This is a genomic window from Nocardioides ferulae (assembly GCF_003660455.1).
Lineage (GTDB): Bacteria > Actinomycetota > Actinomycetes > Propionibacteriales > Nocardioidaceae > Nocardioides > Nocardioides ferulae.
The window spans coordinates 1-23,950 of record NZ_QZVR01000006.1; the positions used below are offsets into that span (position 1 = coordinate 1).

The following is a 23,950-nucleotide window of genomic DNA, read 5'->3' on the forward strand; positions in this document are numbered from 1 at the left end:
GTGGGTGGTGGGGTGTTGACCTGCCGTTCGTGGTGGGTGGTGGGCTGTCGACCTGCCGTTCGTGGTGGGAGGCGGGTCGGCCTCGATCCGCCGACCACGAGTGACGGGTCAGCGTCCCCACACCGACCACGAGTGACGGGTCAGCGTTCCCGCGCCGACCACGAGTGACGGGTCAGCGTCCCCACGCCGACCACGAGTGACGGGTCGGCCGGGGAGCTGCCTAGGGGTCCCGAGGCGTGCTGAGGGGGGTGGGGCGGGGCACGCGGATAAGGCACCTGCCCGATGTGTCCGGCTACCTCAGGCGACCAGGCTCGGGGTCACCGAGACGGACACCAGGCCGAGACCTCGGCCGAGACCCGGGGCACCTCCCGGGCACCCACCAGGAGCCACCACCATGCTCGAGAACACCAACCCGTTCCTCGCCAGCGAGCTCGCCTTCCGCGGCGACCGCATCCGCCAAGGCGTCGCCCGCAAGCGTCGCCGGCCCCGCCGGCTGGTACGCCGCGGCGTGGGCGCCAACACGCCGAGAAGCCTGGACGGCTGAGCACTCGCTGGGAGCAGCGGCGTGTCTTCGCTGCCGGAAACCCCCGCGCGGGTGTCGGTGGATCACGACATCATGGCCGGCGTGGCAGCGCACACCAGCGGCACCCTCGTCGGCCGTGACACCGAGCTCGCCCAGCTCGCCGAGCTGCTCGGTGTCGGCGGCCCCGAGGTCGCCGACCCGACGGTCGCCGGCTACCCGGCACGACGGCCCGGCGCGGTGCTGCTCTCGGGTGACGCCGGCGTCGGCAAGACCCGCCTGCTGATGGAGTTGCGCGACCTCGCGGTCGGCGCCGGCTGGCAGGTCTGCGCCGGCCACTGCCTCGACTTCGGCGACAGCGCCTTGCCCTACCTCCCCTTCTCCGAGGTGCTGGGCCGGGTCGGCGCCGAGCTGCCGGGGTTGCTCGACGAGGTGGCCGACCGTCACCCGGCGCTAGCTCGCCTGCTGCCCGGACGCCGCGTGCTCGACGGCGGCGCTGCGATGGCCGCCGACGCGGACGAGGCCGCTCTCGACCGGGGCGACCTCTTCGAGGCCATGCACGCGCTGCTCGAGGCCGCCGCCGCCAAGGCGCCGCTGTTGCTGGTCGTCGAGGACCTCCATTGGGCCGACCGCTCCACCCGCGACCTGCTCACCTTCCTGTTCCGCCGGCCGTTCGCCGGGCCGGTGTCGTTGGTGGCCTCCTACCGCTCCGACGATCTGCACCGGCGCCACCCGCTGCGCCGCCAGGTGGCCGAGTGGTCCCGCGTCCACGGCGTCGAGCGGGTGCAGCTCTCGCCGTTGGGCGACGAGGCGGTGCGCGCGCTGGTCGCCGAGCTGGTGCCCGGTGGGCTGAGCGCCGACGAGGTCGAGGGCGTGGTGGCCCGCGCCGAGGGCAACGCGTTCTTCGTCGAAGAGCTGATCAGCGCGGTCAGCGAGCCGGGGCGCTGGGTGCCGCCCGACCTCGCCGACGTGCTCCTGGTCCGGCTCGACCGGCTCGACGACATCGCTCGCCAGGTCGTGCGGGCGGCCAGCGTCGGCGGCCGTCGGGTCAGCCACGAGCTCCTGGTCGCCGCCGTCGAGCTGTCCGAGACCGACCTCGACCACGGCCTGCGCCGCGCCGTCGAGATGAACATCCTGGTGGCGGGCGAGGGCAGCTACGCCTTCCGCCATGCCCTGCTGGGCGAGGCGGTCTATGACGACCTGCTGCCCGGCGAGCGGGTGCGCTTGCATGCTCGCTACGCCGAGGCGCTGCGCAGCCGCACCGCCCGGGGCACCGCCGCCGAGCTGGCCCGCCACGCGCGGCTCGCCCACGACCACTCCACCGCGGTGGTCGCGGCGGTGCAGGCCGGTGACGAGGCGAGTGCCGTGGGCGGCCCGGAGGAGGCGGCCGACCACTACCAGCAGGCTCTCGAGCAGCTGGCCGATCCGCGGCTCGCGGTCGAGGTCGACCTCGACGTCTCCAAGGTGGCGGTGAGCGCGGTCGAGGCACTCACCGCCTGCGGACACCCGGCGCGCGCCGCTGCGCTCGCCGCCGAGCACCTGCGCCTGCTGCCGGCCGACGCGCCGCCGGTGGCCCGGGCCCGCATCCTCTCCGCCCGGGCCAGTGCGCTCGCGGTCATGGACAACGACGAGGACCCGCTCGCCCTGTCGCGGGCCGCGCTCGGACTGGTGCCCGACGACCTGCCCCGACTGCGGGCCAAGGTGCTGGCCGCCCACGCGCGCATCCTGGCCGGCAGCGGCGCCTACGACGAGGCGCAGACGGTCGGTCTCGAGGCGCTCGGGCTCGCCGAACGCCACGGGCTCGGTGACCTGGTCTCCGATGCGGTCACCACGCTCAGCGGGTTGAAGAAGGCCGGTCCGAAGGAGGCCTTGCGCAAGGCCCTGACCGAGGCGGTCGCCCGCGCCGAGGAGTCCGGGGCGATCCATGCCGAGCTGCGCGGCCGCTACTTCCTGGCCCGCTCCTTCGGCGACTGGGCCGAGCTCGACGAGGCGGCCCGCTGGTTCGACAGCGCCGTCCAGCGCGGCATCGACTCCGGTCTGCCCTGGGCCCCCTACGCCTTCGAGGCGCGCTGGCAGCTGGCCTGGGTGCGGTTCGTCCGCGGCGAGTGGGACGACGTGCTCGCGCTGACCGACTGCGCCGGCGGCGCCGCGCCGCCGGTGCTCAAGGCGATGCTCGACGCGGTCCGGTTGACCGTGCTGCACGGTCGCGGCCACGACGTGAGCCCCGAGCTGGCCGCGCTGCGCCGCTTCTGGCCGGTCGAGAGCGCCGTGCCGCTGCACGCCTCGACCCTCGAGATGGTCTCGGCGGCCCGCCGGGGCGACCCCGCGGGCGCGCTGACCTCCTACGACGACGCCGTCGCCGTGCTCACCCGCATCTGGGACGAGTGGTTCAGCGCCCGCATCCGGCTGGCCGCGGTGGCTGCCGGCGCGGTCGCCCGCACCCTTCCCCGGTTGCCGGCCGCGCAGCGGCCCGCGCTTCTGGAGCGGGTCGAGCAGCTGCACCGCGACGGGCACACCGTGCTCGAGCGCTACGCCGATCCCTCCGGTCACTGGGGCCCCGAGGGGCAGGCCTGGATGAAGCGTCTCGACGCCGAGACGCTGCGGGTGCGGTGGCTGGTCGGGGTCGACGCACCTCCCGCCGAGAGCCTGGTCGAGGTCTGGCGCGAGGCGGAGACGCTGTTCGCCGACTTCGGCCACCTGCACGAGCTGGCCCGGGTGCGGGCGGTGCTCGCCGGCGTCCTGCGCGCCACCGGAGACCAGGCCGGGTCCCGCGCCGTCGCCGACCAGGCCCGTGCCACCGCCCTCGCCCTGGGGGCCAGGCCACTGGTGGAGGAGCTGCGCGCCCTCGGTGCCGCACCGGTGCGCGGTGACGCGACCTCCACCGGCCTCACCACCCGCGAGCGCGAGATCCTGGGGCTGGTCGCCGAGGGCCGCTCCAACGGCGAGATCGCCCGGCAGCTGTACATCAGCGCCAAGACCGTGAGCGTGCACGTCTCCAACATCCTCGGCAAGCTCGGGGCGGCCGGGCGCACCGAGGCCGCGGCCATCGCCCGCCGCGACGGGCTCCTCGACTGACCGTCCCCGACCTCGCGGCGTCGTCCAGACCAGCCGCGCGCACTCGGTGTACGCCGAACCCCGCTGGGTACCAGGCGGGTCGACCCGACGACCAGGAGGACGCCATGACCAGCACCCCCGAAGAGCCGCTCAAGGACGACGACATGACCACGGTCCCCGCCGGCGACCCGACCCAGGGCCTGGGTGACGCGGACGGCACGGACTCCGACGGCACCGACGGCGACGCGACCGACACCACCGACGGCGACGCCAGCGACGGTGACGCCACCGACACCACCGACGGCGACGCCAGCGACGGCGGCGACTCCGACGGCACCGACTCCGACGGCACCGACTCGGACGGCACCGACGGCGACGCCACCGACACCACCGACGGCGACGCCAGCTGAGCTCGCCCGTGTCCGACCCGACCGAGCCGGCGGGCTCCGCGCTCGACCTGCTCAGCGGTGACGCCCAGACCTTCCTGGCCAAGGTCTGGGCGTCCCGCGTCCACCTGCACCGCACCGACCCGCAGGCACTGGTCGGCCTGCTGTCGCTCGACGACGCCGACCACCTTCTCACCTCGTCGGCGATCCGCACCCCCTCGGTGCGGCTCGCCAAGGACGGCGCCGTGCTGCCCGAGTCGTCCTACACTCGGGGGGCGACGCTCGCCGGGCGCCCGTTGAGCGGCCTGGTCGACTCCCGCAAGGCGCTGCGCCTCTTCGGCGAGGGCGCGACCGTCGTCTTCCAGGGTCTGCACCGCTACTGGCCGCCACTGACCAGGCTGGTCGCCCAGCTCGAGCTCGAGCTGGGCCACCCCTGCCAGGCGAACGCCTATCTCACCCCGCCCGGATCGCAGGGCTTCGCGGTGCACAGCGACAGCCACGACGTGTTCGTGTTCCAGACCGCCGGCTCCAAGCAGTGGGAGGTGCACGGTGACGACGGCGCCGAGCAGGTCCTCCTCGAACCGGGGCTGTCGATGTACCTCCCGACCGGCACGCCGCACGCCGCCCGGGCTCAGGAGACCGTCTCGCTGCACGTCACGATCGGCATCAACCAGCTCACCTGGCGTGGCCTGGTCGAGCGCACCGTCGCGCCGCTGCTGGGCCAGGTCACCGACGCCCACCTGCCCGCCGGCTACCTCGACGACCCCTCGCTCCTCACCGCGTCCCTCGCCGACCGGCTCGACGAGCTGGCGGAGCAGCTGCGTGCCGTCGACACCGGCGCCGCCGTCGAGGCGGAGGTGCGCCGCTTCCTCACCACCCGCAGTCCGCGGCTGCCCGGCGGGCTGCACGACGTGCTCGCCGTCGACGGCCTCACCGACGACACCGCGCTGGTACGCCGCCCCGGCCACCCCTGCGTGCTCCTCGACAGGGGCGACCAGCTCGAGGTGCTGCTCGGCGACCGGGCGTTGCTGGTTCCCGCCCGGCTGCGACCCGCCATGGAGGAGGTGCGCGCCCGTCGCACCGTGCGCCCCGCCGACCTCGGCGGGCTGCTCGACCAGCAGAGCCGGCTGGTCCTGTGCCGGCGGCTGGTGCGTGAGGGGCTGTTGGAGGTGGCGGGGCCGGCTGCCCCGGCCGAGGCGTGACCGGGTCGCTAACGCCGGAGGCAGGCTTCCGCTGTGCCGCGGCCAGCGCGCTCCGTGAGGAGCCGCTGGCCGGCACCGCGTCGACGGTGCGCGCGTTCCTGCTGCTCGAGCACCCCGGCCCGTGGGGTGTCGACGCGCTGCGCGACGCCCGGCTGCCCGACGGGCTCGGTGCCCGGCTGCGCGAGCGGGCCGCCCGGGCCCGCGTGCGGGTGCTGCTGATCCGAAGGCCGGGCCGCGACCCGTCCTCCCGTCCGCGCGTGGTCGCCGCGCACGCCCACCCACACCATCCGTGGCTCGAGGCCGGCGAGGTCGACGACCTGCACGACGTGCTCGACCTCGACCTGGCGCAGCTGCGCGCGGGACGCGGCGTCGGCCTGCCCCGAGTCGGTGGCTCGCTGTTCTGCGTGTGCACCCACGGCCGCCACGACGCCTGCTGTGCCGAGCGCGGCCGGCCGGTGGCGGCGGCGCTCGCGCTCGCCCGCCCCGACGACTCGTGGGAGGTCTCGCACATCGGTGGCGACCGGTTCGCCGGCAACATGCTCGTGCTGCCGCACGGTCACTACTACGGGCGTCTCACGCCCGAGGCCGCCGTCGAGGTCGCCGCCGCGCATGACGACGGCCACCTCGCCCTCGATCACCTCCGCGGCCGCTCCGGGCTGCCGATGCCGGTGCAACAGGCTGAGATCGCGCTGCGCCGCGAGCTGGCCGAGACCCGCCTCGACGCGCTGCGGTTGACCCACCGCTCCGCCACCGGGGACACCACCACCGCCACGTTCGCGCACGCCGCCACCGGCACGGCGTACGACGTCGTGGTGCGGACCGTCGCCGGCGGCGGCGGCGAGCACCAGCTCACCTGCCGGGCCACCCGGGCGAACCCCGTGCCGCGGCACGAGCTGGTCGAGATCATCCGTCGGTCGGGGGAGGAGGATCAGTCCTCGTAGGCCGGCTGGTGCCGCGGCCGGAGGCTGACCAGCACCTCACCAGGAGCGAACCCTGCTCGGATCTCCAGGCACAGCGTCACCCCAGCTGAGGTGCGGGTGTGCTCGCAGAAGGTCTCCTTCGGCTGGGCCTGCCACCCGTGGCTCTCGGCGAGCGTGGCGAGACCGGCGAGCTTCTCCCGCCGGGAGCTGCCGTCGGTGATCCGCCAGACGCGGTCGACCCGGGCCGAGGTGCCCTTCCAGTCCTCGTCGGCGGATCGGTCCCAGACCACCTCGAGGCCGGGCAGGTCCTCGGTGGCCATCGGGTCGTCCTGGAGCAGCTGGTAGGTGTCGGTCGGTCCACCACCGACAACGACGTTCACCCCGAAGAGCGTGCCTGCCGTGAGCGTCACGCCGCTCACGACGGCCATCGCGGTGCGCCGTCCGCGTTCGGGAAGCAGCAACTGGCGGCCACGGGTGCTCCGCGCTCGGCAGACCGCGCTGATGCCGACACCGGCCGCCAGCAGTGCGTTGCCCGGGCCGTCCGTCACCGTCGTCGCCCCCACCGTGATGCCGAGCAGAGTGGCCGGGGCCCACCACACCACGAGCCGGCCACCCAGCCAGCTGCACACGGCGGACGTCGCGAGACCGGCCGCCGCCCCGCCGGCCATCAAGGCGGGATAGCCCTCCTCCGCCAGCGACGGCACGTCGTGATCGGCCGCGACGAACGCGAGCACGAAGACGGTGATGCTGCCCGTCCACCCCAGCAGCAGCCAGGCTGCGACGCCCTCCGCCAAGCCCCAGGCGCGCACCTTCGGCGGCATCGGCTCGAGGCGCATCGTCCGCGTCGTCACGGTTCGCATCAGTCCCCCCTGCGGCGGCACCTCGGGCGGATGGCCGTTCCGCAACGCCCATCCTGCGGAATCCGCGCCGCGGTCGCCTGAGTATTCGTACTCGATCCGTCGGCGGGGCGACGCGGTGATGCCGCTTCACGGGACCGGCACACCCGGGGCCGCGTCTCGTGGGTCCGACCGCCACTGCCGTCCCCTGCTGCCCGGGTGTGCCGGCGTCTGGGGTCAGCCCGCCTGGAGCGACCAGTGCCAGCTGGCCAGCGTGTCGCCGTCGCCGTTCATGGGCACGTACTCGGTCATCCCGTCGAGCCCGCCGGTCGGCCACTCCACCAGGACCACGTCGTCGACCTCGGCGGCGTTGGTGTTGAGCGGGTACCAGTCCTCCTCCTCGGTGCCGGTGAGCGGGCAGCCCTTGGTCACCTCGACCATCGCCGGCGATACTCGCCACATCTGCAGGCTGTACGTCGGCTCGTCGAGGAAGCTGAACACGGTCAGTTCCGAGGTGCCGGTGATGCTGGCCGAGCCCTCGTAGGTGCAGCCACCTTCGGTGGTGCCCGCGAGCTCCCAGGTGAAGGTCACGGGGCCCTTCCACAGGAAGTCCTCCTGGAGGACGTCCATCGACACCGAGGCGCTCCAGGTCTCGACCAGGCCGTTGCCGTGGTCGAGGGTGCCCTCGGCGGTGCCGCTCCAGGCTCCCTCGGCGGCCCGGCAGTTGTGCTTGTCCTCGACGTCCTGCTTGCAGATGTCGGGGTCGTCGGGGCTGGGCTGGTCCGTGCCGAGCGGGCCGCCGTCGCACAGGTCCTGACCTGCGCCTCCGGCGCAGACGTCCTTGCCCTCCTCGCCGTAGAGCCGGTCGTCCCCTCTAGCGCCGAGGAGGTTGTCGTCGCCGGCGCCGCCGTAGAGCTCGTCGGCCTCGGGGCTGCCTTCGACGGTGTCGTCTCCGTCGCCGCCGCGGCCCAGGTAGCCGAACCGGCTGCCCCACAGGGAGTCGTTGCCGGCATCACCGCGCAGCACGACCAGCCGGTTGTCGGAGGTGAGATCGTCGTCGCCGGCCCCACCCTCGCCGACCGCGCCGACGGACAGGGCGGCGACGTCGTCGTCCCCGTCCTCGCCGTAGGCCCGGTCGGCTCCCGCGGCGCTCTCGCCGGCACCGGTGTGCACGTAGTCGTCGCCGGCACCGCCGTGCAGCTCGTCGGTGCCCTCGTCGCCGTAGACCTTGTCGCTGCCGCCGTCGCCCCAGAGACGGTCGTCCTCGGCGCTTCCTTGGAGCACGTCGTTGCCGTCACCGCCGTACGCCGATCCGAACCGCTGCAGTGTGAGCCGGTCCCGGCCGGCCTCTCCGAGTAGGTTCACCCCGGCCTGGTCGGCGGTGATCTTGTCGTTCCCGGCGCCGCCCCAGCCGTAGCCGAGGGCACCGTCGCCGAGGTCGATGGTGTCGTCGCCCTCACCACCCTCGACCAGGTCGGTGCCGTCACCGGTGCTGATCGTGTCGTTGCCGGGGCCGCCGTCGACGGGCCGGGAGGAGGTGCCGTCGGACCCCGGCCCGGTGCGGATGGTGTCGTCGCCGGCGTCGCCCTCCACCCAGGCCGCCGGCTCGTCGCGCACGGTGATGCGGTCGTTCCCGGCGCCGCCGCGGATCTCGGCCTCGCCCACCAGGGCGGTGAGGGTGTCGTTGCCGCCACCGCCCTCGAGGAAGTCGCCGCGGCCGCCGCCGGCGAGCACGTCACGGCCCGGCCCGCCGATGAGCAAGGTGCCGTCGTCCTCGGAGCTGATCGTGTCGTTGCCGGGACCGCCGTTGCCCTCGTCGTTGCCTCCGTCGCCGGTCCGGATCCGGTCGTCACCGGCCTCGCCCAGGATCACGTCGCGGCCGGAGCCGCCGTCGAGCACGTCGTTGCCGCCACCGCCGCAGATGGTGTCGTCGCCGCCGCCGGACGACACCCGGTCGGCGCCTGCGCCCACCCAGATGACGTCGCGGTCGCTGGTGCCGCGCAGCACGTCGGCCTTGTTCGTGCCGACGATCGTGGCCCGCTCACCGAGACAGGTCGGCGCGGCCGCGTCGGCCGGCAGGGTCGGGGCCAGACCGCCGGCCAGGGCGGTGGCGAGCGCAATGCCGGCGAACCGGCGTCGGGCCCGGAGGGCGAGGAGGGTCATGGGTGCTGTCTCCGTGCGGGGTGGCGCGGGGTCGCCGCGCGGCGGAAGCTCTGGGGATGTGCTGGGGATCTCTGGAGGCATCCCACTGCTGCCGCCGCCTGCGGACCACCGAGTTGGCGGGTGGGCGCCGCCGGTGAAAGAACCCCGCGGTGCCACCCCACCCGGTGCGTCGAGGGGCTGGCCGACCGCCCGACGTACTCCTAGTATGTGACGATGGCCACGGTGGAGCAGGACGTCGACGACCTGACCGATGCCCGCTTCCGGCGGATGAGCGGCCTGGGCGGTGGGCTGCCACCGGTCGACCGGACCGGGCTGCCGCCGGGTCCGCGGTGGCCGGTGCTGGTGCAGAGTGCCGCCCTGCTGCGCTTCCGGCACTGGTTCCATCCGTGGCTGCGCCGGCGCTACGGCGACACCTACACCGTCCGGCTGATCCCGCAGGGACGGCCGCTGGTGTTCTTCACCCGGCCCGAGCACGCCCGCGAGATCTTCGCCGGCGACCCCGAGGTCTTCCACGCCGGCAAGGGCAACGCGATCCTCGGGCCCATCATGGGCGAGCACTCCCTGCTGCTCCAGGACGGGGCGGAGCACAAGCGGGCGCGCAAGCTGCTGATGCCCGCCTTCAACGGCCACGCGCTGCGCGACTACCAGTCGCTGGTGACCGAGCTGGCCCGCGCCGACGTCGCGCGCTGGCCCACCGGCGAGCCGTTCCGTTCGTTGGACCGGATGAACGCGCTGACCCTCGAGGTGATCCTGCGCGTCGTGTTCGGCGTCACCGACGAGTCCCGGCTGGCGCAGCTGCGCCCACGGGTGAACCGCACCGTCGACATCGGCCCGGGCATCCTGCTCGGCTGGGGCTACCCGCGGCTGCAGCGGTTCGGCCCCTGGAAGGCCACGGTCGAGAACCAGCGCGAGCTGGACCGGTTGATCTACGCCGAGATCCGCGAGCGCCGCGCCGCCGGCGACCTGGCCGAGCGTCGCGACGTGCTCTCCCGGTTGATGCTCGAGCGCGGGGAGGACGGCGCCGACGCCCTCTCCGACACCGAGCTCCGCGACCAGCTGGTCACGCTGCTGCTGGCCGGTCACGAGACCACCGCCACCGCACTCTCGTGGACCCTCTACGAGGCCGGCCGTGACCCTGCCCTGCTGGCCCGTTGCCAGCGGGCCGCCGACGAGGGCGACGACGACTTCCTCGACGCCGTGCTCAAGGAGTCGATGCGGCTGCACCCGGTGATCCCGATGGTCGTCCGCACGCTGATGGCGCCGGTGACGATCGGCGGTGTGGACCTGCCCGCCGGTGCCACGGTGGGGCCTTCGATCCTGGTCGCCCACCAGCGCAGCGAGAACCACCCCGACCCCGAGGTCTTCCGTCCCGAGCGGTTCCTCGGGCAGAACCCCCCGGCCAACACCTGGATCCCGTTCGGCGGCGGCGTGCGGCGCTGCATCGGCGCCGGCTTCTCGCTGATGGAGGGCGTCGCGATCCTGCGCGAGGTGTTCGCCTCCTACGACGTGGAGACCGTCGGCGCCGACCGTCCCAAGGTCCGCAACATCACCTCGGTGCCGCGCCGCGGCGCGCCGGTGCGGATGCGCCCGCGGCGCTGAGACCGAGCGGTCAGCCGGCGGCCGGCTCCTCGGCGTGGCTGAGCGCTGCGGGCTCGGGCAGTAGACCAGGACCGGCACCGTGCCGGGGCCGGAATGCCTGCCGACCACCCGGGTGGCCGTTCGCTCCCAGGGTCAGCCGGCACGCTCGGCGGGGACCCCGGCCCCGGTGTCGCGGTCAGTGACCAGGCCGGAGACGTCGACGGTCGCGGCGACCGACTCGAAGACCTCGCACCAGTCGGGGTAGTCCTCGCGGGTGGAGGTGCCGGTCAGCGTGACCCCTGCCCTGCCGCGGCCGGTGCCGACCACCCACGACCACTGTTCGGAGACCAGGTCGGCGGTCGGCCCGCGGTGGGCGAACCGGTGGTAGAGCACCGGGTGGCCGTGCAGGTCGTACTCGTCGGCGTCTTCGAGCTCGAAGTCGGGCAACCGGGCGGCCAGCTCGCCGAGGGCGACGTCGCGCCAGGCCCGCAGCGGCGCGTCGACGGGGGTGCAGCGCAGCACCAGTTCGGGCCGGACCCCGCTGGGTGGCACCGCCGCCGTGCGGGCGCTGATCAGCACGCCGTGGTCGGGATCGCTGCGGCGCCTCCAGCTGCGCGGCAGCGTGATGCCGACGTCACCGGGCATGGCGCACCCCCTCGATGAGATCGAGGGGATCCGGGCAGCGGTCGATGGGCGACGCCGGCTCGGCGGCGGGCTGGGGGTCGACGGCGCCGGGTGGCACGGGGTCGATCAGGATGCCCAGCAGTCCCGGCGATCCGGTCACCGGAATCGCGGTCACCGTCGTGGTGACCGTCGCCGCCGAGACGTCGTCCGCCGGGCAGCCGGTCGGGGTGCCGTCGGGAGTCGTCGCCGGACCAGCCGTCGGGCCAGGCGCCAGCCCACCCGTCGGGCCCGACGAGACGACCGGTGGCGAGGCGGACTGCGGTGTGCCGGGGGTCGCGTCGGGGCCGTGGGGGCGGGGGCCGCCGGCCGCGTCGGCGGTCGGGTGACCGCCCGGGGGAGAGGAGGCAGCGGTGGCGGACAGCACCGCCTGCCAGGCCTGCTGCGCGTCGGTCTCGGCAGCTCGTGCCCGGCCTACCGTGGCCCGGACCAGCCGCCAGGCGTCCCAGTGGGCGGGCGGCTCCCCCGCGGTCGGACCGACCACGGCGTCGGGACCGACCACGAGCACAGGCAGCGCGGCCGACCGAGCACGCCGCATGGTGGCGTTCGCGGTCTCGAGACCGTCGGCGAGCGCGGTGAGGCCACGAGCCAGGGACTGGGCCCGGTCGCGAGCCCCGCCCGCGTTCGCAGCCAGGGCGTGGGCCCGGGCGCGGAAGGCGTCGCCGGCCTGCCCCCCGAACTCGTCGCCGGGCACTCGGACGGCGGCGCTGAGGATCGCGGCGATCGCATCGAGCCGCGCCGCGGTGTGGTGCAGCTCAGCAGCCGTCCGCCGGCAGTCGGCCGGGTCGCCGGAGACGACCGTGCTCAGCACCTGGCCGCCCGCACCGGCGCCCTCGGAGCTCGTGGCGCCGCCGGACCCGCCGTCGGTGGTCGCGGAGGCGGTGGCGGCCGGTTCACTGCCGAAGTCGAGGAGCCACCCTCCGATCGGCACCGGCCCCTCGGTCATCGGCTCGCTCCCGCCCGCACGCGGGTGAGGGCGGCGGCGACGGTGTCGTCGACGTCGCGCAGGAGCTCGACCACCCGGTCGAGCGTCTCGGACAGCGTCTGCACCTCGCCGGCGATGCCGTCGGTGCGTTCGTGCAGCCGGTCGAGGTGACGGGCGGTGGCCTCGCTCGTCGGGCCGGTGTCGGGCGGCTCGGGTGGGGGCTGCTCGCGCACGTCCTCGGCGGCGCTGGTCAGCCGGCGTCCGAGGCCTGCGAGTCGGACGGGAGCCAGCGCCAGCAGCGGCTCACCGGCACCGGTCGGCGCGGTGTGGCCCGAGGTGGGGGAGTCGGGTGACGGGAGGGTCGATCGGACGGCGGGGGCGAGGCGATCGGCAACGGTGAGTGTCATGCCAGCAGGTTCGCCCCGTCGGGCTGGTGGCGAAACCCGCCTCCGACGCGCCTGTGGACAACCGGCTGGAACCGGCGCCTGTGCAGGCCGGACCCAGGCCGAGCCCGACGGAGGATCGATCGAGCCCGGCCTCGGCCGGACTCACTCGAAGGCGGCCCGCACCTCGTCGTCGGTGAGGCCGTAGTCGGCCAGCGAGTAGCGGTGCGCGGGCCGGCGTCCGCCCTCCCGCGACTCCCGGTCGATCTGCTCGACCGCGGCCCGCGCGGCCGGCGTCCACTCGAGCCCGAACCGGTCGTAGATGCCCCCCACGGTGCCGACCGGGTCGGCGACGAACTCGCGGTAGTCGACGTCGACGAACTGCGCCTGGTCGTAGCGTGGCCGCGCCGCGCAGAAGCTCCGGTAGGAGCGGGACCACAGCTCGAGCTGGGTGCGTCCGATCAGCTCGCCGACGTACGACGTGCTGTGCCCGGCGGTCGTCTCGGCCGACAGGGAGCAGGACGAGGCGATGCAGACGACCGGGTCCCGGTGGGTGTGCACGATCAGCGCGTCAGGGTAGACGGCCATCAGCGCGTCGAGCGCGGTCATGTGCGAGGGGTTCTTCAACACCCACCGCCGCTCGGGGTCGTTGAGTCCGATCAGCTGCAGATTGGCCTTGTGGCGAGCGTAGGCGTCGGTCCAGTCCTGCTCGGCCAGCCAGGCGGTGTAGCGCGGCACGTAGGCCAGCGACTCGTACGAGTTCGACTTGCCGGTCTGCCGCAGCAGCCGCCAACACTCCTCGACCGTGGTCGCATCCATGTAGTGGATGCCCATGAACTCGGGACTCTCGACGTGATGCGCGGCGAACGCCTGCTGCATGGCCGCGAAGATCGGGTCGGACTCCCAGGTCTCGCGGGGCGGTCGCGGCTGCGGCAGCTGGGTGAGCCACATCTCGAGCCCCTGGTGGGCGGGGTCGGCGTGCAGCAGCCGGTGCAGCGCGGTGGTGCCGGTGCGGGGCAGGCCCATCACGAAGATCGGACGCTCGATCGGCACGTCGGCGTGCTGGGGGAACTCGGTGAACCGGGCCTGGGTGAGCAGCCGGCCGACCAGGGCGCTCTTGACCTCCGAGCGCTGGAAGTAGTTGCCGCGGCCGGTGAGGCCGGCCTCGGGACTGTTCAGGTCCTCGACCAGCAGCCGCAGCCCCTCCTCGTGCTCGGAGCCGCCGAAGTCGTCGAGGCCAGTGGTGCGAACCGCCGCCGCCGCGATGTCCTCGAAAGACCCGACGTCGGCGCGCTCGCGGGCCATCACGTTGTCGCTCATCGGCTCACCGTGCCGGGGGTCTCGGCAAGCTCGACCACCGGGCGGCTCACGAGTGGAACTCCCCGCAGTCGACGTTCAGGGTCTGACCGGTCATCGCGCTGGCGAGGTCGCTGGCGAGGAAGAGCACCACACGGGCGATCTCCTCGGGGGTCGCGAGCCGCTTGAGGTCGGTGGGCTCGGCCTTCTCCCGGTAGATGTCCTCGTGTGTCACCCCGGCCTCACTGGCCAGCCAGTCGAAGTAGCCCTTGTTGACGTCCTCGTAGATGTAGGACGGCGCCACGCTGTTGACCCGGATGCCGCGCGGGCCCAGCTCGGTGGCCAGCGACGACGAAAGGTGGGACAGCGCCCCCTTGGACAGCTTGTAGCCGGCGAACTCGGGTTGGGACTGGTAGAGCACGCAGGAGTTCAGCATCACGATCGAGCCGTGCGTCGCGGCGAGCGCGTCGGCGAACAGCGCCGAGAGCCGCAGCGGTGCGAACACGTTGGTCTCGTTCGCCGCCCGCAGCTGCTCGACGGTGAGGGTCGTGAGCGGGTCCATCGGCGGGATGCCGAAGGCGTTGTTGATCAGGCAGTCGACGCGGCCGAACTCCTCCATGGTCCGCTCGACCAGCCGGGCCCGGGCGTCCTCGTCGTTGATGTCGGTGGGTACGACGAGTGCGCGCCGTCCGTGGGCGCGCACCACCTCCGCCATCTTCTCGAGGCGACGCTCGGTGCGACTGACCAGCACCAGGTCGGCGCCCATCTTGGCCGCCTCCTCGCCGAGCGAGCGCCCGAGCCCGGGGCCGACTCCGGAGAGCACGACGACCTTGTCGGTGAGCAGGGGAAGGCCCTCGAGCGAGGACCCGGGGGTGGTGGAGACGGGGGTGCCGGTGGCGGTCAACTGATCATCCTTCGCGCAACGGAGCGCTGCCGGGCGGCGATCCGCGCGGCGTACTCCTCGGGGGTGAGGGGGGAGTGGTAGGGGAGGGCATCGGCGACCTCGGAGAACCTGACCTTCTCGATGGTCGGCCCGTCGTCGGGCCCCAGGTCGCGTTCCAGGCGCTGCCAGCGCAGCATCATCGGGCCGGTCCGGTGGCCGGTGGTCTCCAGCCAGTTCGCGATGCCCGGGTCCTGCTCGCTGATCACGAAGCGCATCCGGCCGTCGGGGTCGGTGACCGCCTGGGCCTTGGTCAGCGAGGTCTGGTGGGTCTCGTAGTCGGTGGAGGCGTACCAGTCCGACCCGATCTGGATCGCCTGGTAGGCGCAGTCGCCGCACTCGGGCACGGTGACGACGAGCGCCTCGTCGTGGTCGAGCTCGTAGTGGCCGATCGAGGAGCGCTGGGACTCCAGCCCCCCTGGGGTGGACTTCGGCGAGGTGAGCGTGTTGACCGGCTCCTGGTACTGGAAGAAGTGGGGGAAGGCGAACCAGGTCTGGATGGAGCCGACCAGCGACCGCGCGGCCACGTCGTACTGCTTGGCCAGCCGGTCCCGGGTGAGCGGCGCGGAGGGCCTGCCGAGGGTGTCGGGGCGCTCGATCCACAGGGTGCCGCGCTCCTCGGTGTCCCAGTCGCAGAACACCTCGCGCACGATCAGCGTCTTGGCGCCCGGTTCGGCGACGTAGGTGAACTCGAAGCTGCCGTCGTCGGCGATGTCGAGCTCGCGGTCGTCGAAGGCCATCAGCGAGGTCGCCGCCGAGTCGGCGGAGTAGGCGCCGCCCATGGCCTGGAAGGAGAGGTCGGCGGACGTGCCGCGGCGGCCGCGGACGACGTACTCGACGCCCTCGCGGACGTAGGCGTGGAAGTAGATCGCGTCGGGGTTGTCCAGGCCCTGGCGGGAGAACTGGTGGGTGGGGTTGATGAACAGCGGCCGGTCGAGGTCGTAGTCGAACGCGGTCTGCATCGCCATCCGGATGCGTCCGGCCAGGTAGGCGTAGCCCTCGAGGAGATCCTGCTCGGTGCGGATGAACGGCGCGTTCGCGATCAGCTCCTCAGCCTCGGCGATGGCGTCCTGGAGCGGCTGGGTGAGCCCGAGGCTCCGCGTCGCGGCCGCGGTCTCGGCAACCTCGGCCGCTCCGTCGCCGTCGGTGCGGCCGCGCGCTTCGCTCACTCGGCTCACGGGTTCACCTTCGCGATCACGGTCTCGGCGAACCGCTCGAGATGCTCGACCTTCTTCGCCAGCGGCTCGGTGTCGGGCCCGACGATGTAGGGCACCCGGAAGCCGACGATGCAGTCGGTCACGCCCTTGTCCTCGAGCCGCTTGACGCCGTCGGGGGTGTAGGCGTCGAACGAGATCGCGTGCACCTCGAAGTCATCGCCGTCACGACCCTCCTCGCGGCGGATCTCCGCCAGCCGGGTGAGCAGCCGGTCCAGCTCCTCCCCGTCGCCGCCGGCGTGCATCCAGCCGTCCCCCAGGCGTACGGCGCGGCGCAGGGCGGCATCGGAGTGGCCGCCGACCAGCAGCGGGATGGGCTGGGTCGGCGCCGGGCTCTGCTTGAGCGGCGGGAAGGAGTAGAACTCCCCGTCGTAGCCGAAGTAGTCACCGCTGGTGAGCCCGCGGAGGATCTCCATGCACTCGTCCATCCGCTTGCCGCGCCGGGCCCACGGCACGCCCATCGCGGTGAAGTCCTCCGGCCACGGTGAGAGCCCCACCCCGAGACCGAGCCGGTTGCCGGAGAGGAACGCGATCGAGGAGGCCTGCTTGGCGACGAGCACCGGCGGTCGCACCGGCAGCTTGAGCACGAACGGCGTGAGCCGGAGTGTGGTGGTCACCGCGAACAGGTGCGCGCAGAGCACCATCGTCTCGATGAACTCCTTGCCATCGAGGAACTCGCGGTCGCCGGTGTCGGTGTAGGGGTAGGTCGAGTCGGACTCGCGCGGATAGATCAGGCTGTCCGCGACGGTCATGCTCGTGTAGCCGGCGGACTCCGCCGCCTGGGCGAGCGGGGCGTAGTACTCCGCCTGGGTCATGGCCTCGGCGTAGGTGAATCGCATGCCGGCACACTAGAACGTGTTTCACTTCTCTGCCAGAGTGCTCCCGTGCAGACCGACTCGAACGCCTCCGTGACCATCCCCGCGCCGATCCTCGCCCGGCTCGAGATCACCGACGTGCTCACCCGCTACACGCGGGCCATCGACACCGGTGAGTGGGACCTGCTCGACCAGGTGTTCACCCCCGACGCCGAGATCGACTACACCGAGACCGGAGGCATCGCCGACCGGTTCGAGGTGGTCAAGGCGTGGCTCGGCGAGAACCTGCCGATCTTCCCGCAGCGCCAGCACCTGCTGGGGCAGGTCTCCGTCGAGCTGTCCGAGACCGGCGAGGAGGCGCAGGTCGCGGCGTACTTCTACAACCCGATGGTGCTGCCCACCGGCGACGGACGGGGCATGGTCGTGGAGTTCGGCGGCATCTACCACCACGCGATGGTGCGCACGCCCGCAGGCTGGCGCAGCCGTCGCCTGCACGAGCAGCTGGTCTGGAAGCGGGGGCTCTGAGCGATGCCGCTGCCCGCCGAGAAGCCCGCGCAGCTGGACTCGCCGTGGGTCGCGAAGCTCATCAAGTGGGGCGCACGGGCGCAGGTGTGGGCGTTCCGGCGCACCAACGGCCGGATCGGGAGTCGCTGGCGGATCGGTGCCGGCTTCCGCAAGCCGGTGCCGACGCTGCTGCTCGACCACGTCGGCCGCAAGTCCGGCCGCCCGTTCACGACGCCGCTGCTCTATCTCGCCGACGGCGAGCGGCTGGTGATCGTGGCCTCCCAGGGTGGGCTGCCGAAGAACCCGCAGTGGTACGCCAATCTGCTGGCGCAGCCCGACGTCAGCGTGCAGCTGCGCGGCGAGGGCGTACGCCGGGTGCGGGCGCGCACCGCCGGCCCCGAGGAGCGGGCAGAGCTGTGGCCACGCCTGGTCGACCTCTATGCCGACTTCGAGAACTACCGCTCCTGGACCGACCGCGAGATCCCCGTCGTCGTCCTCGATCCTCGCTGAATCCCGTCCCGCTGGTCCCCCGGGCCGACGCTCCCGGCTTGGCCGGACTTGCCCCGGTCGCGGAGAATGGGCGCGGTCCCGGAACCGCCGGGCATCCAGGGGGCAGGAGCAGCGCATGGACACTGGCGAGAAGCGCCCGGTCCTGACCGGGCTGGTCGCCCTGGTCGCTGTGGCCATGGCGGTCGGCCTGGTGCTGGGTGGTGCGGCGCTGGCCGCCACGCGGGTGCTGGGGCTCGGCGACGGCGACGAGACCGGGCGCACCACCTCCGAGCAGTCGCTCTATCTGCCCAAGCCCACCGACACCGGTTCGGCGACCGGGCCGCTGATCACCCTGCCCGCCCAGCCGGGCGACTCCTCGAGCGGCTCGTCGGCGCCGGACGAGCCCACCGAGACCAAGTCGCCCAAGAAGCAGATCTCGCTCTCGGCCGGCCAGACATCGGTGAGCCCGATGGGACGCATCGACCTGACCGGTGTCTATCCCCAAGGTGAGGGCGCCGTGGTGCAGGTGCAGATCTTCGAGGGTGGCTGGACCGACTTCGCCGGCGTCGACGCCGTGGTCACCAACGAGACCTTCAGCACCTGGATCCAGACCGGTCGGGCCGGCGAGCAGCGGTTCCGGGTCATCGACACCGAGACCGGCCAGACGTCGAACCAGGTCAAGGTGACCATCGGCTGACCGGCTGACCGGCTGACCGGCTGACCGGCTGACCGGCTGACCGGCTGACCGGCTCAGGGGATCCAGTCGAAGGTGTCCGGGTCGGGCCCGGTGCGGCCGTCCTCGCCGCGGTCCAGCGCGGCGATCGCGGCGACCTCGTCGGCCGAGAGCGAGAAGTCGAAGATCTCGAAGTTCTCCTGCATCCGCTCGCGGTGCATCGACTTGGGGAAGACGATGTCGCCACGCTCGACGTGCCAGCGCAGGGTCACCTGCGAGGGGGTCTTGCCGTGCTCGGCGGCGATCTTGGTGATCACCGGGTCCTCCAGCACCCGGCCCTGCGCGATCGGCGACCAGGCCTCCACCTCCACGCCGTGCCGGATCGACGCCGCGCGGGCCTCCTCGTTGGTGAAGTAGGGGTGCACCTCGATCTGGTTCACCACCGGCACGATGCCGGTCTCCTCCACGATCCGATCGAGGTGGGCCGGCTGGAAGTTCGAGACGCCGACCGAGGTCGCTCGCCCGTCGGCCACGAACTCGGCCAGCGTCTGCCAGGTGGAGACGTAGTCGCCGTCGTAGCGGGTCGGCAGCGGCCAGTGGATGAGGAACAGGTCGATCCGGTCGAGCCCGAGGGCGGTGAGCGTCTCGTCGAAGGCGCGCCGCGCGTCGTCGGGGCGGTGGAAACCGTTGTTGAGCTTGCTCGTGACGTAGACCTCGTCGCGCGGCAGGCCGGCGGCGGCGATCGCCTCGCCCACGCCCCGCTCGTTGCCGTACATCTGGGCGGTGTCGATGTGGCGGTAGCCCACCTCCAGGGCGGCGGCCACGGTCGCGGCCGTCTCGGCCGGCGGCACCTGGTAGACACCGAAGCCGAGCTGGGGGATGGACGTCTCGTCGTGGAGCGTGATGGTCGGAACGGTCATACCTGAGACAAGACCACGGGGACCCAAAGCGATTCCCCGGCGCGTGCCGGTGTGCGCAGCAGCACGTCGCCTGGTTCACCTGCGGGGCGGAACAATCCGCCGGCCGCTTCCGTTGAGCCCTGTGAGCGAACTTGAGTTGAACCCACTCAACTTCTTTGTCACACTCGCTGGGAGCGGCGCGCTGCGCTTGCAACCCAGGACTGATCACCGGAGGTAACACACCATGGCTCGTGCGGTCGGCATCGACCTCGGGACGACGAACAGCTGCGTCTCGGTTCTCGAAGGTGGCGAACCCACCGTCATCGCCAACGCCGAGGGCGCGCGCACCACGCCGTCGGTCGTGGCGTTCTCCAAGAACGGCGAGGTGCTGGTCGGCGAGGTCGCCAAGCGCCAGGCCGTCACCAACGTCGACCGGACCATCCGCTCGGTCAAGCGCCACATGGGCACCGACTGGAAGACCCAGGTCGACGACAAGTCGTTCACGCCCCAGCAGATCAGCGCCTTCGTGCTGCAGAAGCTCAAGCGCGACGCCGAGGCCTACCTCGGCGAGCCGGTCACCGACGCGGTGATCACGGTCCCGGCCTACTTCTCCGACGCCCAGCGCCAGGCCACCAAGGAGGCCGGTGAGATCGCCGGCCTCAACGTGCAGCGCATCGTCAACGAGCCCACCGCCGCGGCGCTGGCCTACGGCCTCGACAAGGGTGACGACCAGCTGATCCTGGTCTTCGACCTCGGCGGCGGCACCTTCGACGTGTCCCTGCTCGAGATCGGCGAGGGCGTCGTCGAGGTCAAGGCGACCTCGGGCGACAACCACCTCGGTGGTGACGACTGGGACGCCCGCGTCGTGGAGTGGATGGTCAAGAAGTTCAAGGACGGCAACGGCGTCGACCTCGGCGGCGACAAGATTGCCAAGCAGCGCCTCCAGGAGGCCGCCGAGAAGGCCAAGATCGAGCTGTCCTCCTCGAGCGAGACCACGATCCACCTGCCCTACATCACCCACGGCGAGTCCGGCCCGCTGCACTTCGAGGAGCGGCTGACCCGCAGCGAGTTCCAGAAGCTCACCGCCGACCTGCTCGAGCGCACCAAGGCCCCGTTCCAGCAGGTGCTCAAGGACGCCGGCGTCGCGGTCAAGGACATCGACCACGTGGTCCTGGTGGGCGGCTCCACCCGGATGCCCGCGGTCACCGACGTGGTCAAGGACCTGCTCGGCGGCAAGGAGCCCAACAAGGGCGTCAACCCCGACGAGGTGGTCGCGCTCGGCGCCGCGCTGCAGGCGGGCGTGCTCAAGGGCGAGGTCAAGGACGTCCTGCTCCTCGACGTCACCCCGCTCTCGCTCGGCATCGAGACCAAGGGCGGCGTGATGACCACGCTGATCGAGCGCAACACCACGATCCCCACCAAGCGCTCGGAGATCTTCACCACCGCCGACGACAACCAGCCGTCGGTCGAGATCAAGGTCGCCCAGGGTGAGCGTCCGATGTGGGCCGCCAACCAGCCGCTGGGCAACTTCGAGCTGACCGGCCTGCCGCCGGCGCCGCGCGGCGTGCCGAAGATCGAGGTCACCTTCGACATCGACGCCAACGGCATCGTCCACGTCTCCGCCAAGGACCAGGCTTCCGGCCGCGAGCAGTCGATGACGATCTCCGGCGGCTCCGCGCTGAGCAAGGACGAGATCGACCGGATGGTCCGCGACGCCGAGCAGTACGCCGAGGAGGACGCCCGCCGCCGGCAGGCCATCGAGACCCGCAACCAGGCCGACTCGCTGGTCTACACGACCGAGAAGTTCCTCACCGACAACACCGACAAGATCCCCGAGGACGTCAGGACCGAGGTGCAGGCCGACCTCGACGCGCTCAAGGCGACGCTCGAGAAGGACGACGCGACCGCCGAGGAGATGCAGGCCGGCATCACCAAGCTGGGCGAGTCGAGCCAGAAGATGGGGGCCGCGATGTACGCAGCGGCCGAGGCCGAGAGCGCCGCGGCCGGCGGCACCACCGGAGCCACCGGTGAGGCCGACGACGACGTCGTCGACGCCGAGATCGTCGACGAGGCCACCGACACCGGGGACGACGCCAAGTGACCGACGGCGAGCGACCCGACGATCAGGCCACGGGGCCGGCCGACCAGCCGGCCCCGGCGGCCGGCGCCGCCGGACCGCCGACCGGGACCGACGCGGGCTCGGCCGGCACCGCGGGCGAGGAGGTGCCGATCGCGCCACAGGACGCGCCGGGTGAGCCGACGCCTGATGCCGGCGACGAGGGCGAGGTCGAGGTCGAGGACGACCTGGCGCGGGCCAACCGCGACCTGGTCGAGCTCACCGGCGACCTGCAGCGGCTGCAGGCCGAGTTCCTCAACTACAAGCGCCGGGTCGAGCGCGACCGCGAGCTGTTGCGCGAGAACGCCACCTATGCGGTGCTGGTCCCGATCATCGAGGTGCTCGACACGATCGACCGGGCCCGTGAGCACGAGCCGCTCGAGGGCGGCTTCAAGGCGGTCGCCGAGCAGCTCGAGAAGGTCGTCGCCGGCCTGGGCCTGGTGAAGTTCGGGGCGGTGGGCGATGCCTTCGACCCGAATCTGCACGACGCGCTCTCGCACATCGGCACCGACCCCGAGGTCGAGGTGACCACGTGCAAGGTCGTGGCGAAGGCCGGCTACCGCATCGGCGAGCGCGTGGTCCGCGCCGCGCAGGTGCTGGTCGTCGACCCCGAGACCGCTTGAGCCAGACCCTGAGAGACACCCGCACAGACACGAGGAAGGGGGTGCGCGCGTGAGCGCCGACAACGGGTTCCGGGCCGACTGGGCCCAGAAGGACTTCTACGCCGAGCTCGGCGTGAAGAAGGACGCGACGGCCGACGAGATCAAGAAGGCCTACCGCAAGCTCGCGCGCGCCCACCACCCCGACTCCAACCCCGGCGACACCGGCAAGCACGACAAGTTCAAGCGGGTGGCCGAGGCCTACGACGTCGTGGGCGACCCCGAGAAGCGCAAGAAGTACGACGAGATGCGCTCGCTCTACGGCTCGGGCGGCTTCCGCGGCGGGTTCCCGGGCGGCCAGGGCGGCGGCGGGGGGTTCGACCTCAACGACCTGCTGCGCGACCGTGCGGCGGGCGGTGCCGGCGGCGGGTTCGGCGACATGTTCGGCGACCTGTTCGGCGGTTTCGGCGGCCGGTCCCGTGCCGGGCGCAGCCGTCCCCAGAAGGGTGCCGACGTCGAGTCGAGCGCGACGATCAAGTTCACCGACGCCCTCGAGGGCGTCACGATCTCGCTGCGGCTGACCTCCGACGCGGCCTGCCCCGGCTGCTCCGGCACCGGCGGCAAGCCCGGCACCAAGCCCCACATCTGTGCCGAGTGCGAGGGCAACGGCTTCGTCGTGGCCTCCGTCGGCGGCGCCTTCACGATGAACGAGCCGTGCCCGGCCTGCGGCGGCCGGCAGCTGGTCTACGACGAGCCGTGCCCCACCTGTCAGGGCAGCGGCCGGGGCACCTCCGCTCGCACGATCTCGGCCCGCATCCCCGCAGGCGTCAAGGACGGTCAGCGCATCCGGCTGCGGGGCAAGGGCGCCCCGGGCGAGCACGGCGGCCCGGCCGGCGACCTGTTCGTCACCGTGAAGGTGACCCCGCACCGCATCTTCGGCCGCAAGGGCGACAACCTCACCATCGAGGTGCCGATCTCCTTCGACGAGGCGGCGCTCGGGGCGGAGATCAAGATCCCGACCATCGACGGGGCCCCGGTGACCCTGCGGGTCCCCGCGGGCACTCCCAACGGCCGCACCTTCCGGGTGCGCGGCAAGGGCGCCCGGCGTGCCGACGGCACGGTCGGCGACCTGCTCGCCACCGTGACCGTGCACGTGCCCGCGGTGCTCGACGCGGCCGCCCGGCAGGCGGTCGAGGCCTATCGCGAGGCCACGGCCGACAAGCCGCTGCGGGCGGGGCTGTTCGAAAGGACGCCGTGATGCCACAGCAGCCCGGCGGTCCCCGGCGGCAGGCCCAGCAGGCCCGCGAGCGTGCCGCGTTCGCGCCGCCACCGCCCGACGCTGCCGTGTTCGTGATCAGCGTGGCGGCCGAGCTGACCGGCCTGCACCCGCAGACGCTCCGCACCTACGAGCGGCTCGGGCTGATCACCCCGGGGCGCACCGTCGGCGGCGGGCGCCGCTACTCCTACCGCGACATCGAGCGGCTGCGCGAGATCTCCGAGCTGACCGCGGCCGGCATCGGCATCGAGGGGGTACGCCGCATCCTCGAGCTCGAGAACCAGGTCACCGCCCTGCAGGCGCGCACCGAGGAGCTCCTCGCCGAGCTCGACGCCACCCGCGACGCGTTGCGGCAGGCGCTGGCCGGTCGCGGTCCCGACACCCGGCGGCTCGGGCCCAACAAGCTGCCGGTGCTGGCCCGGCAGGAGCCCGGTCAGGCGATCGTGGTCTGGCGCCGCGGCCACTGACGCGAACGCGGTCG

Annotated in this window: 23 protein-coding genes; 13 read left to right on the plus strand and 10 right to left on the minus strand. The window is 72.8% G+C overall.

The genetic code is table 11. From position 1 onward, the window contains the following. The first annotated feature begins 394 nt into the window (after nucleotides 1-394). From D6B71_RS22700 to D6B71_RS09740, 5 genes are all read left to right on the plus strand, one after another. Nucleotides 395-544, plus strand: coding sequence for a hypothetical protein (locus tag D6B71_RS22700; RefSeq protein WP_164519598.1), 150 nt, complete (start codon nucleotides 395-397; stop codon nucleotides 542-544). Nucleotides 545-625: 81 nt separating this feature from the next. Further along, on the plus strand, nucleotides 626-3,595 hold the full coding sequence (locus tag D6B71_RS09725) for a helix-turn-helix transcriptional regulator (RefSeq protein ID WP_164519599.1): 2,970 nt from the start codon (nucleotides 626-628) through the stop codon (nucleotides 3,593-3,595). A gap of 104 nt (nucleotides 3,596-3,699) precedes the next feature. After that, on the plus strand, nucleotides 3,700-3,984 hold the full coding sequence (locus D6B71_RS09730) for a hypothetical protein (protein ID WP_206051663.1): 285 nt from the start codon (nucleotides 3,700-3,702) through the stop codon (nucleotides 3,982-3,984). An 8-nt stretch (nucleotides 3,985-3,992) separates the two neighbouring features. Continuing rightward, nucleotides 3,993-5,162 (plus strand): cupin domain-containing protein, encoded by a 1,170-nt coding sequence (locus D6B71_RS09735; RefSeq protein WP_240641283.1) that lies wholly within the window; start codon nucleotides 3,993-3,995, stop codon nucleotides 5,160-5,162. After that, entirely contained in the window at nucleotides 5,159-6,103 is a 945-nt protein-coding gene (locus tag D6B71_RS09740; RefSeq protein ID WP_121254493.1) for a sucrase ferredoxin, read from the plus strand. Before D6B71_RS09735 ends, D6B71_RS09740 begins: the two co-directional genes overlap by 4 nt. Here D6B71_RS09740 and D6B71_RS09745 read toward each other — a convergent pair. Continuing rightward, nucleotides 6,091-6,933: a hypothetical protein gene (locus tag D6B71_RS09745; protein WP_126688227.1), complete on the minus strand. Its 843-nt coding sequence runs from the start codon at nucleotides 6,931-6,933 to the stop codon at nucleotides 6,091-6,093. The two genes, D6B71_RS09740 and D6B71_RS09745, sit on opposite strands and share 13 nt — an antisense overlap. A 222-nt stretch (nucleotides 6,934-7,155) precedes the next feature. Further along, nucleotides 7,156-9,081, minus strand: a complete 1,926-nt coding sequence (locus D6B71_RS09750) for a calcium-binding protein (RefSeq protein ID WP_164519600.1) — start codon at nucleotides 9,079-9,081, stop codon at nucleotides 7,156-7,158. Between the two features lie 213 nt (nucleotides 9,082-9,294). On the opposite strand from D6B71_RS09750, the gene D6B71_RS09755 reads away from it, so the two are divergent. Then, the gene (locus D6B71_RS09755) at nucleotides 9,295-10,680 is read left to right on the plus strand and encodes a cytochrome P450 (RefSeq protein ID WP_121254599.1); all 1,386 of its coding nucleotides are present in this window, start codon (nucleotides 9,295-9,297) and stop codon (nucleotides 10,678-10,680) included. Nucleotides 10,681-10,812: 132 nt separating this feature from the next. Here D6B71_RS09755 and D6B71_RS09760 read toward each other — a convergent pair whose 3' ends face one another. From D6B71_RS09760 to D6B71_RS09790, 7 genes are all read right to left on the minus strand, one after another. After that, entirely contained in the window at nucleotides 10,813-11,304 is a 492-nt protein-coding gene (locus D6B71_RS09760; RefSeq protein WP_121254499.1) for a hypothetical protein, read from the minus strand. Beyond that, nucleotides 11,294-12,286 carry a WXG100 family type VII secretion target gene (locus tag D6B71_RS09765; RefSeq protein ID WP_121254501.1) on the minus strand — a complete coding sequence of 331 codons (993 nt, stop codon included), beginning with the start codon at nucleotides 12,284-12,286 and terminating at the stop codon, nucleotides 11,294-11,296. The genes D6B71_RS09760 and D6B71_RS09765 overlap by 11 nt, the downstream gene beginning before the upstream one ends. Then, entirely contained in the window at nucleotides 12,283-12,672 is a 390-nt protein-coding gene (locus D6B71_RS09770) for a hypothetical protein (protein WP_121254503.1), read from the minus strand. The genes D6B71_RS09765 and D6B71_RS09770 overlap by 4 nt, the downstream gene beginning before the upstream one ends. Before the next feature lie 141 nt (nucleotides 12,673-12,813). Continuing rightward, nucleotides 12,814-13,968, minus strand: a complete 1,155-nt coding sequence (locus D6B71_RS09775) for a sulfotransferase family protein (RefSeq protein WP_121254505.1) — start codon at nucleotides 13,966-13,968, stop codon at nucleotides 12,814-12,816. Nucleotides 13,969-14,014: 46 nt separating this feature from the next. Beyond that, on the minus strand, nucleotides 14,015-14,848 hold the full coding sequence (locus D6B71_RS09780) for an SDR family oxidoreductase (RefSeq protein ID WP_206051664.1): 834 nt from the start codon (nucleotides 14,846-14,848) through the stop codon (nucleotides 14,015-14,017). Then, nucleotides 14,845-16,062 (minus strand): hypothetical protein, encoded by a 1,218-nt coding sequence (locus D6B71_RS09785; RefSeq protein ID WP_240641284.1) that lies wholly within the window; start codon nucleotides 16,060-16,062, stop codon nucleotides 14,845-14,847. The genes D6B71_RS09780 and D6B71_RS09785 overlap by 4 nt, the downstream gene beginning before the upstream one ends. Then, nucleotides 16,059-16,937, minus strand: a complete 879-nt coding sequence (locus tag D6B71_RS09790; protein WP_121254507.1) for a TIGR03619 family F420-dependent LLM class oxidoreductase — start codon at nucleotides 16,935-16,937, stop codon at nucleotides 16,059-16,061. The genes D6B71_RS09785 and D6B71_RS09790 overlap by 4 nt, the downstream gene beginning before the upstream one ends. Before the next feature lie 45 nt (nucleotides 16,938-16,982). Between D6B71_RS09790 and D6B71_RS09795 the strand changes: the two genes are divergently transcribed. The 3 genes from D6B71_RS09795 (at nucleotide 16,983) to D6B71_RS09805 (ending at nucleotide 18,603) form a co-directional block, all read left to right on the plus strand. After that, on the plus strand, nucleotides 16,983-17,438 hold the full coding sequence (locus tag D6B71_RS09795) for a nuclear transport factor 2 family protein (RefSeq protein WP_240641285.1): 456 nt from the start codon (nucleotides 16,983-16,985) through the stop codon (nucleotides 17,436-17,438). Nucleotides 17,439-17,441: 3 nt separating this feature from the next. Further along, complete coding sequence (locus D6B71_RS09800; protein ID WP_121254509.1) at nucleotides 17,442-17,927, plus strand: nitroreductase family deazaflavin-dependent oxidoreductase; 486 nt, start codon at nucleotides 17,442-17,444, stop codon at nucleotides 17,925-17,927. Between the two features lie 115 nt (nucleotides 17,928-18,042). Further along, entirely contained in the window at nucleotides 18,043-18,603 is a 561-nt protein-coding gene (locus D6B71_RS09805) for a hypothetical protein (RefSeq protein WP_121254511.1), read from the plus strand. A 53-nt stretch (nucleotides 18,604-18,656) separates the two neighbouring features. Here D6B71_RS09805 and D6B71_RS09810 read toward each other — a convergent pair whose 3' ends face one another. Next, nucleotides 18,657-19,499 carry an aldo/keto reductase gene (locus tag D6B71_RS09810; protein WP_121254513.1) on the minus strand — a complete coding sequence of 281 codons (843 nt, stop codon included), beginning with the start codon at nucleotides 19,497-19,499 and terminating at the stop codon, nucleotides 18,657-18,659. Nucleotides 19,500-19,722: 223 nt separating this feature from the next. Between D6B71_RS09810 and dnaK the strand changes: the two genes are divergently transcribed. From dnaK to D6B71_RS09830, 4 genes are read left to right on the plus strand one after another with little or no spacing between them, the layout of a single operon-like run. After that, nucleotides 19,723-21,579: a molecular chaperone DnaK gene (gene dnaK / locus D6B71_RS09815; RefSeq protein ID WP_121254515.1), complete on the plus strand. Its 1,857-nt coding sequence runs from the start codon at nucleotides 19,723-19,725 to the stop codon at nucleotides 21,577-21,579. Next, on the plus strand, nucleotides 21,576-22,217 hold the full coding sequence (grpE, locus tag D6B71_RS09820) for a nucleotide exchange factor GrpE (RefSeq protein ID WP_240641286.1): 642 nt from the start codon (nucleotides 21,576-21,578) through the stop codon (nucleotides 22,215-22,217). Before dnaK ends, grpE begins: the two co-directional genes overlap by 4 nt. Before the next feature lie 49 nt (nucleotides 22,218-22,266). Then, nucleotides 22,267-23,451, plus strand: coding sequence for a molecular chaperone DnaJ (gene dnaJ / locus D6B71_RS09825; RefSeq protein WP_121254517.1), 1,185 nt, complete (start codon nucleotides 22,267-22,269; stop codon nucleotides 23,449-23,451). Further along, complete coding sequence (locus D6B71_RS09830) at nucleotides 23,451-23,936, plus strand: heat shock protein transcriptional repressor HspR (protein WP_121254519.1); 486 nt, start codon at nucleotides 23,451-23,453, stop codon at nucleotides 23,934-23,936. Before dnaJ ends, D6B71_RS09830 begins: the two co-directional genes overlap by 1 nt. Nucleotides 23,937-23,950 lie beyond the last annotated feature (14 nt).

Excerpts from the sequence above, each read along its gene's own strand:
- D6B71_RS09810 (WP_121254513.1), bottom strand. The coding sequence starts at position 19,499 with ATGACCGTTCCGACCATCACGCTCCACGACGAGACGTCCATCCCCCAG.
- D6B71_RS09775 (WP_121254505.1), bottom strand. The coding sequence starts at position 13,968 with ATGAGCGACAACGTGATGGCCCGCGAGCGCGCCGACGTCGGGTCTTTC.
- D6B71_RS22700 (WP_164519598.1), top strand. The coding sequence starts at position 395 with ATGCTCGAGAACACCAACCCGTTCCTCGCCAGCGAGCTCGCCTTCCGC.
- D6B71_RS09800 (WP_121254509.1), top strand. The coding sequence starts at position 17,442 with ATGCCGCTGCCCGCCGAGAAGCCCGCGCAGCTGGACTCGCCGTGGGTC.
- D6B71_RS09750 (WP_164519600.1), bottom strand. The coding sequence starts at position 9,081 with ATGACCCTCCTCGCCCTCCGGGCCCGACGCCGGTTCGCCGGCATTGCG.
- D6B71_RS09805 (WP_121254511.1), top strand. The coding sequence starts at position 18,043 with ATGGACACTGGCGAGAAGCGCCCGGTCCTGACCGGGCTGGTCGCCCTG.
- D6B71_RS09790 (WP_121254507.1), bottom strand. The coding sequence starts at position 16,937 with ATGCGATTCACCTACGCCGAGGCCATGACCCAGGCGGAGTACTACGCC.
- D6B71_RS09760 (WP_121254499.1), bottom strand. The coding sequence starts at position 11,304 with ATGCCCGGTGACGTCGGCATCACGCTGCCGCGCAGCTGGAGGCGCCGC.
- D6B71_RS09730 (WP_206051663.1), top strand. The coding sequence starts at position 3,700 with ATGACCAGCACCCCCGAAGAGCCGCTCAAGGACGACGACATGACCACG.
- D6B71_RS09830 (WP_121254519.1), top strand. The coding sequence starts at position 23,451 with ATGCCACAGCAGCCCGGCGGTCCCCGGCGGCAGGCCCAGCAGGCCCGC.
- D6B71_RS09755 (WP_121254599.1), top strand. The coding sequence starts at position 9,295 with ATGGCCACGGTGGAGCAGGACGTCGACGACCTGACCGATGCCCGCTTC.
- D6B71_RS09765 (WP_121254501.1), bottom strand. The coding sequence starts at position 12,286 with ATGACCGAGGGGCCGGTGCCGATCGGAGGGTGGCTCCTCGACTTCGGC.
- D6B71_RS09770 (WP_121254503.1), bottom strand. The coding sequence starts at position 12,672 with ATGACACTCACCGTTGCCGATCGCCTCGCCCCCGCCGTCCGATCGACC.
- dnaK (WP_121254515.1), top strand. The coding sequence starts at position 19,723 with ATGGCTCGTGCGGTCGGCATCGACCTCGGGACGACGAACAGCTGCGTC.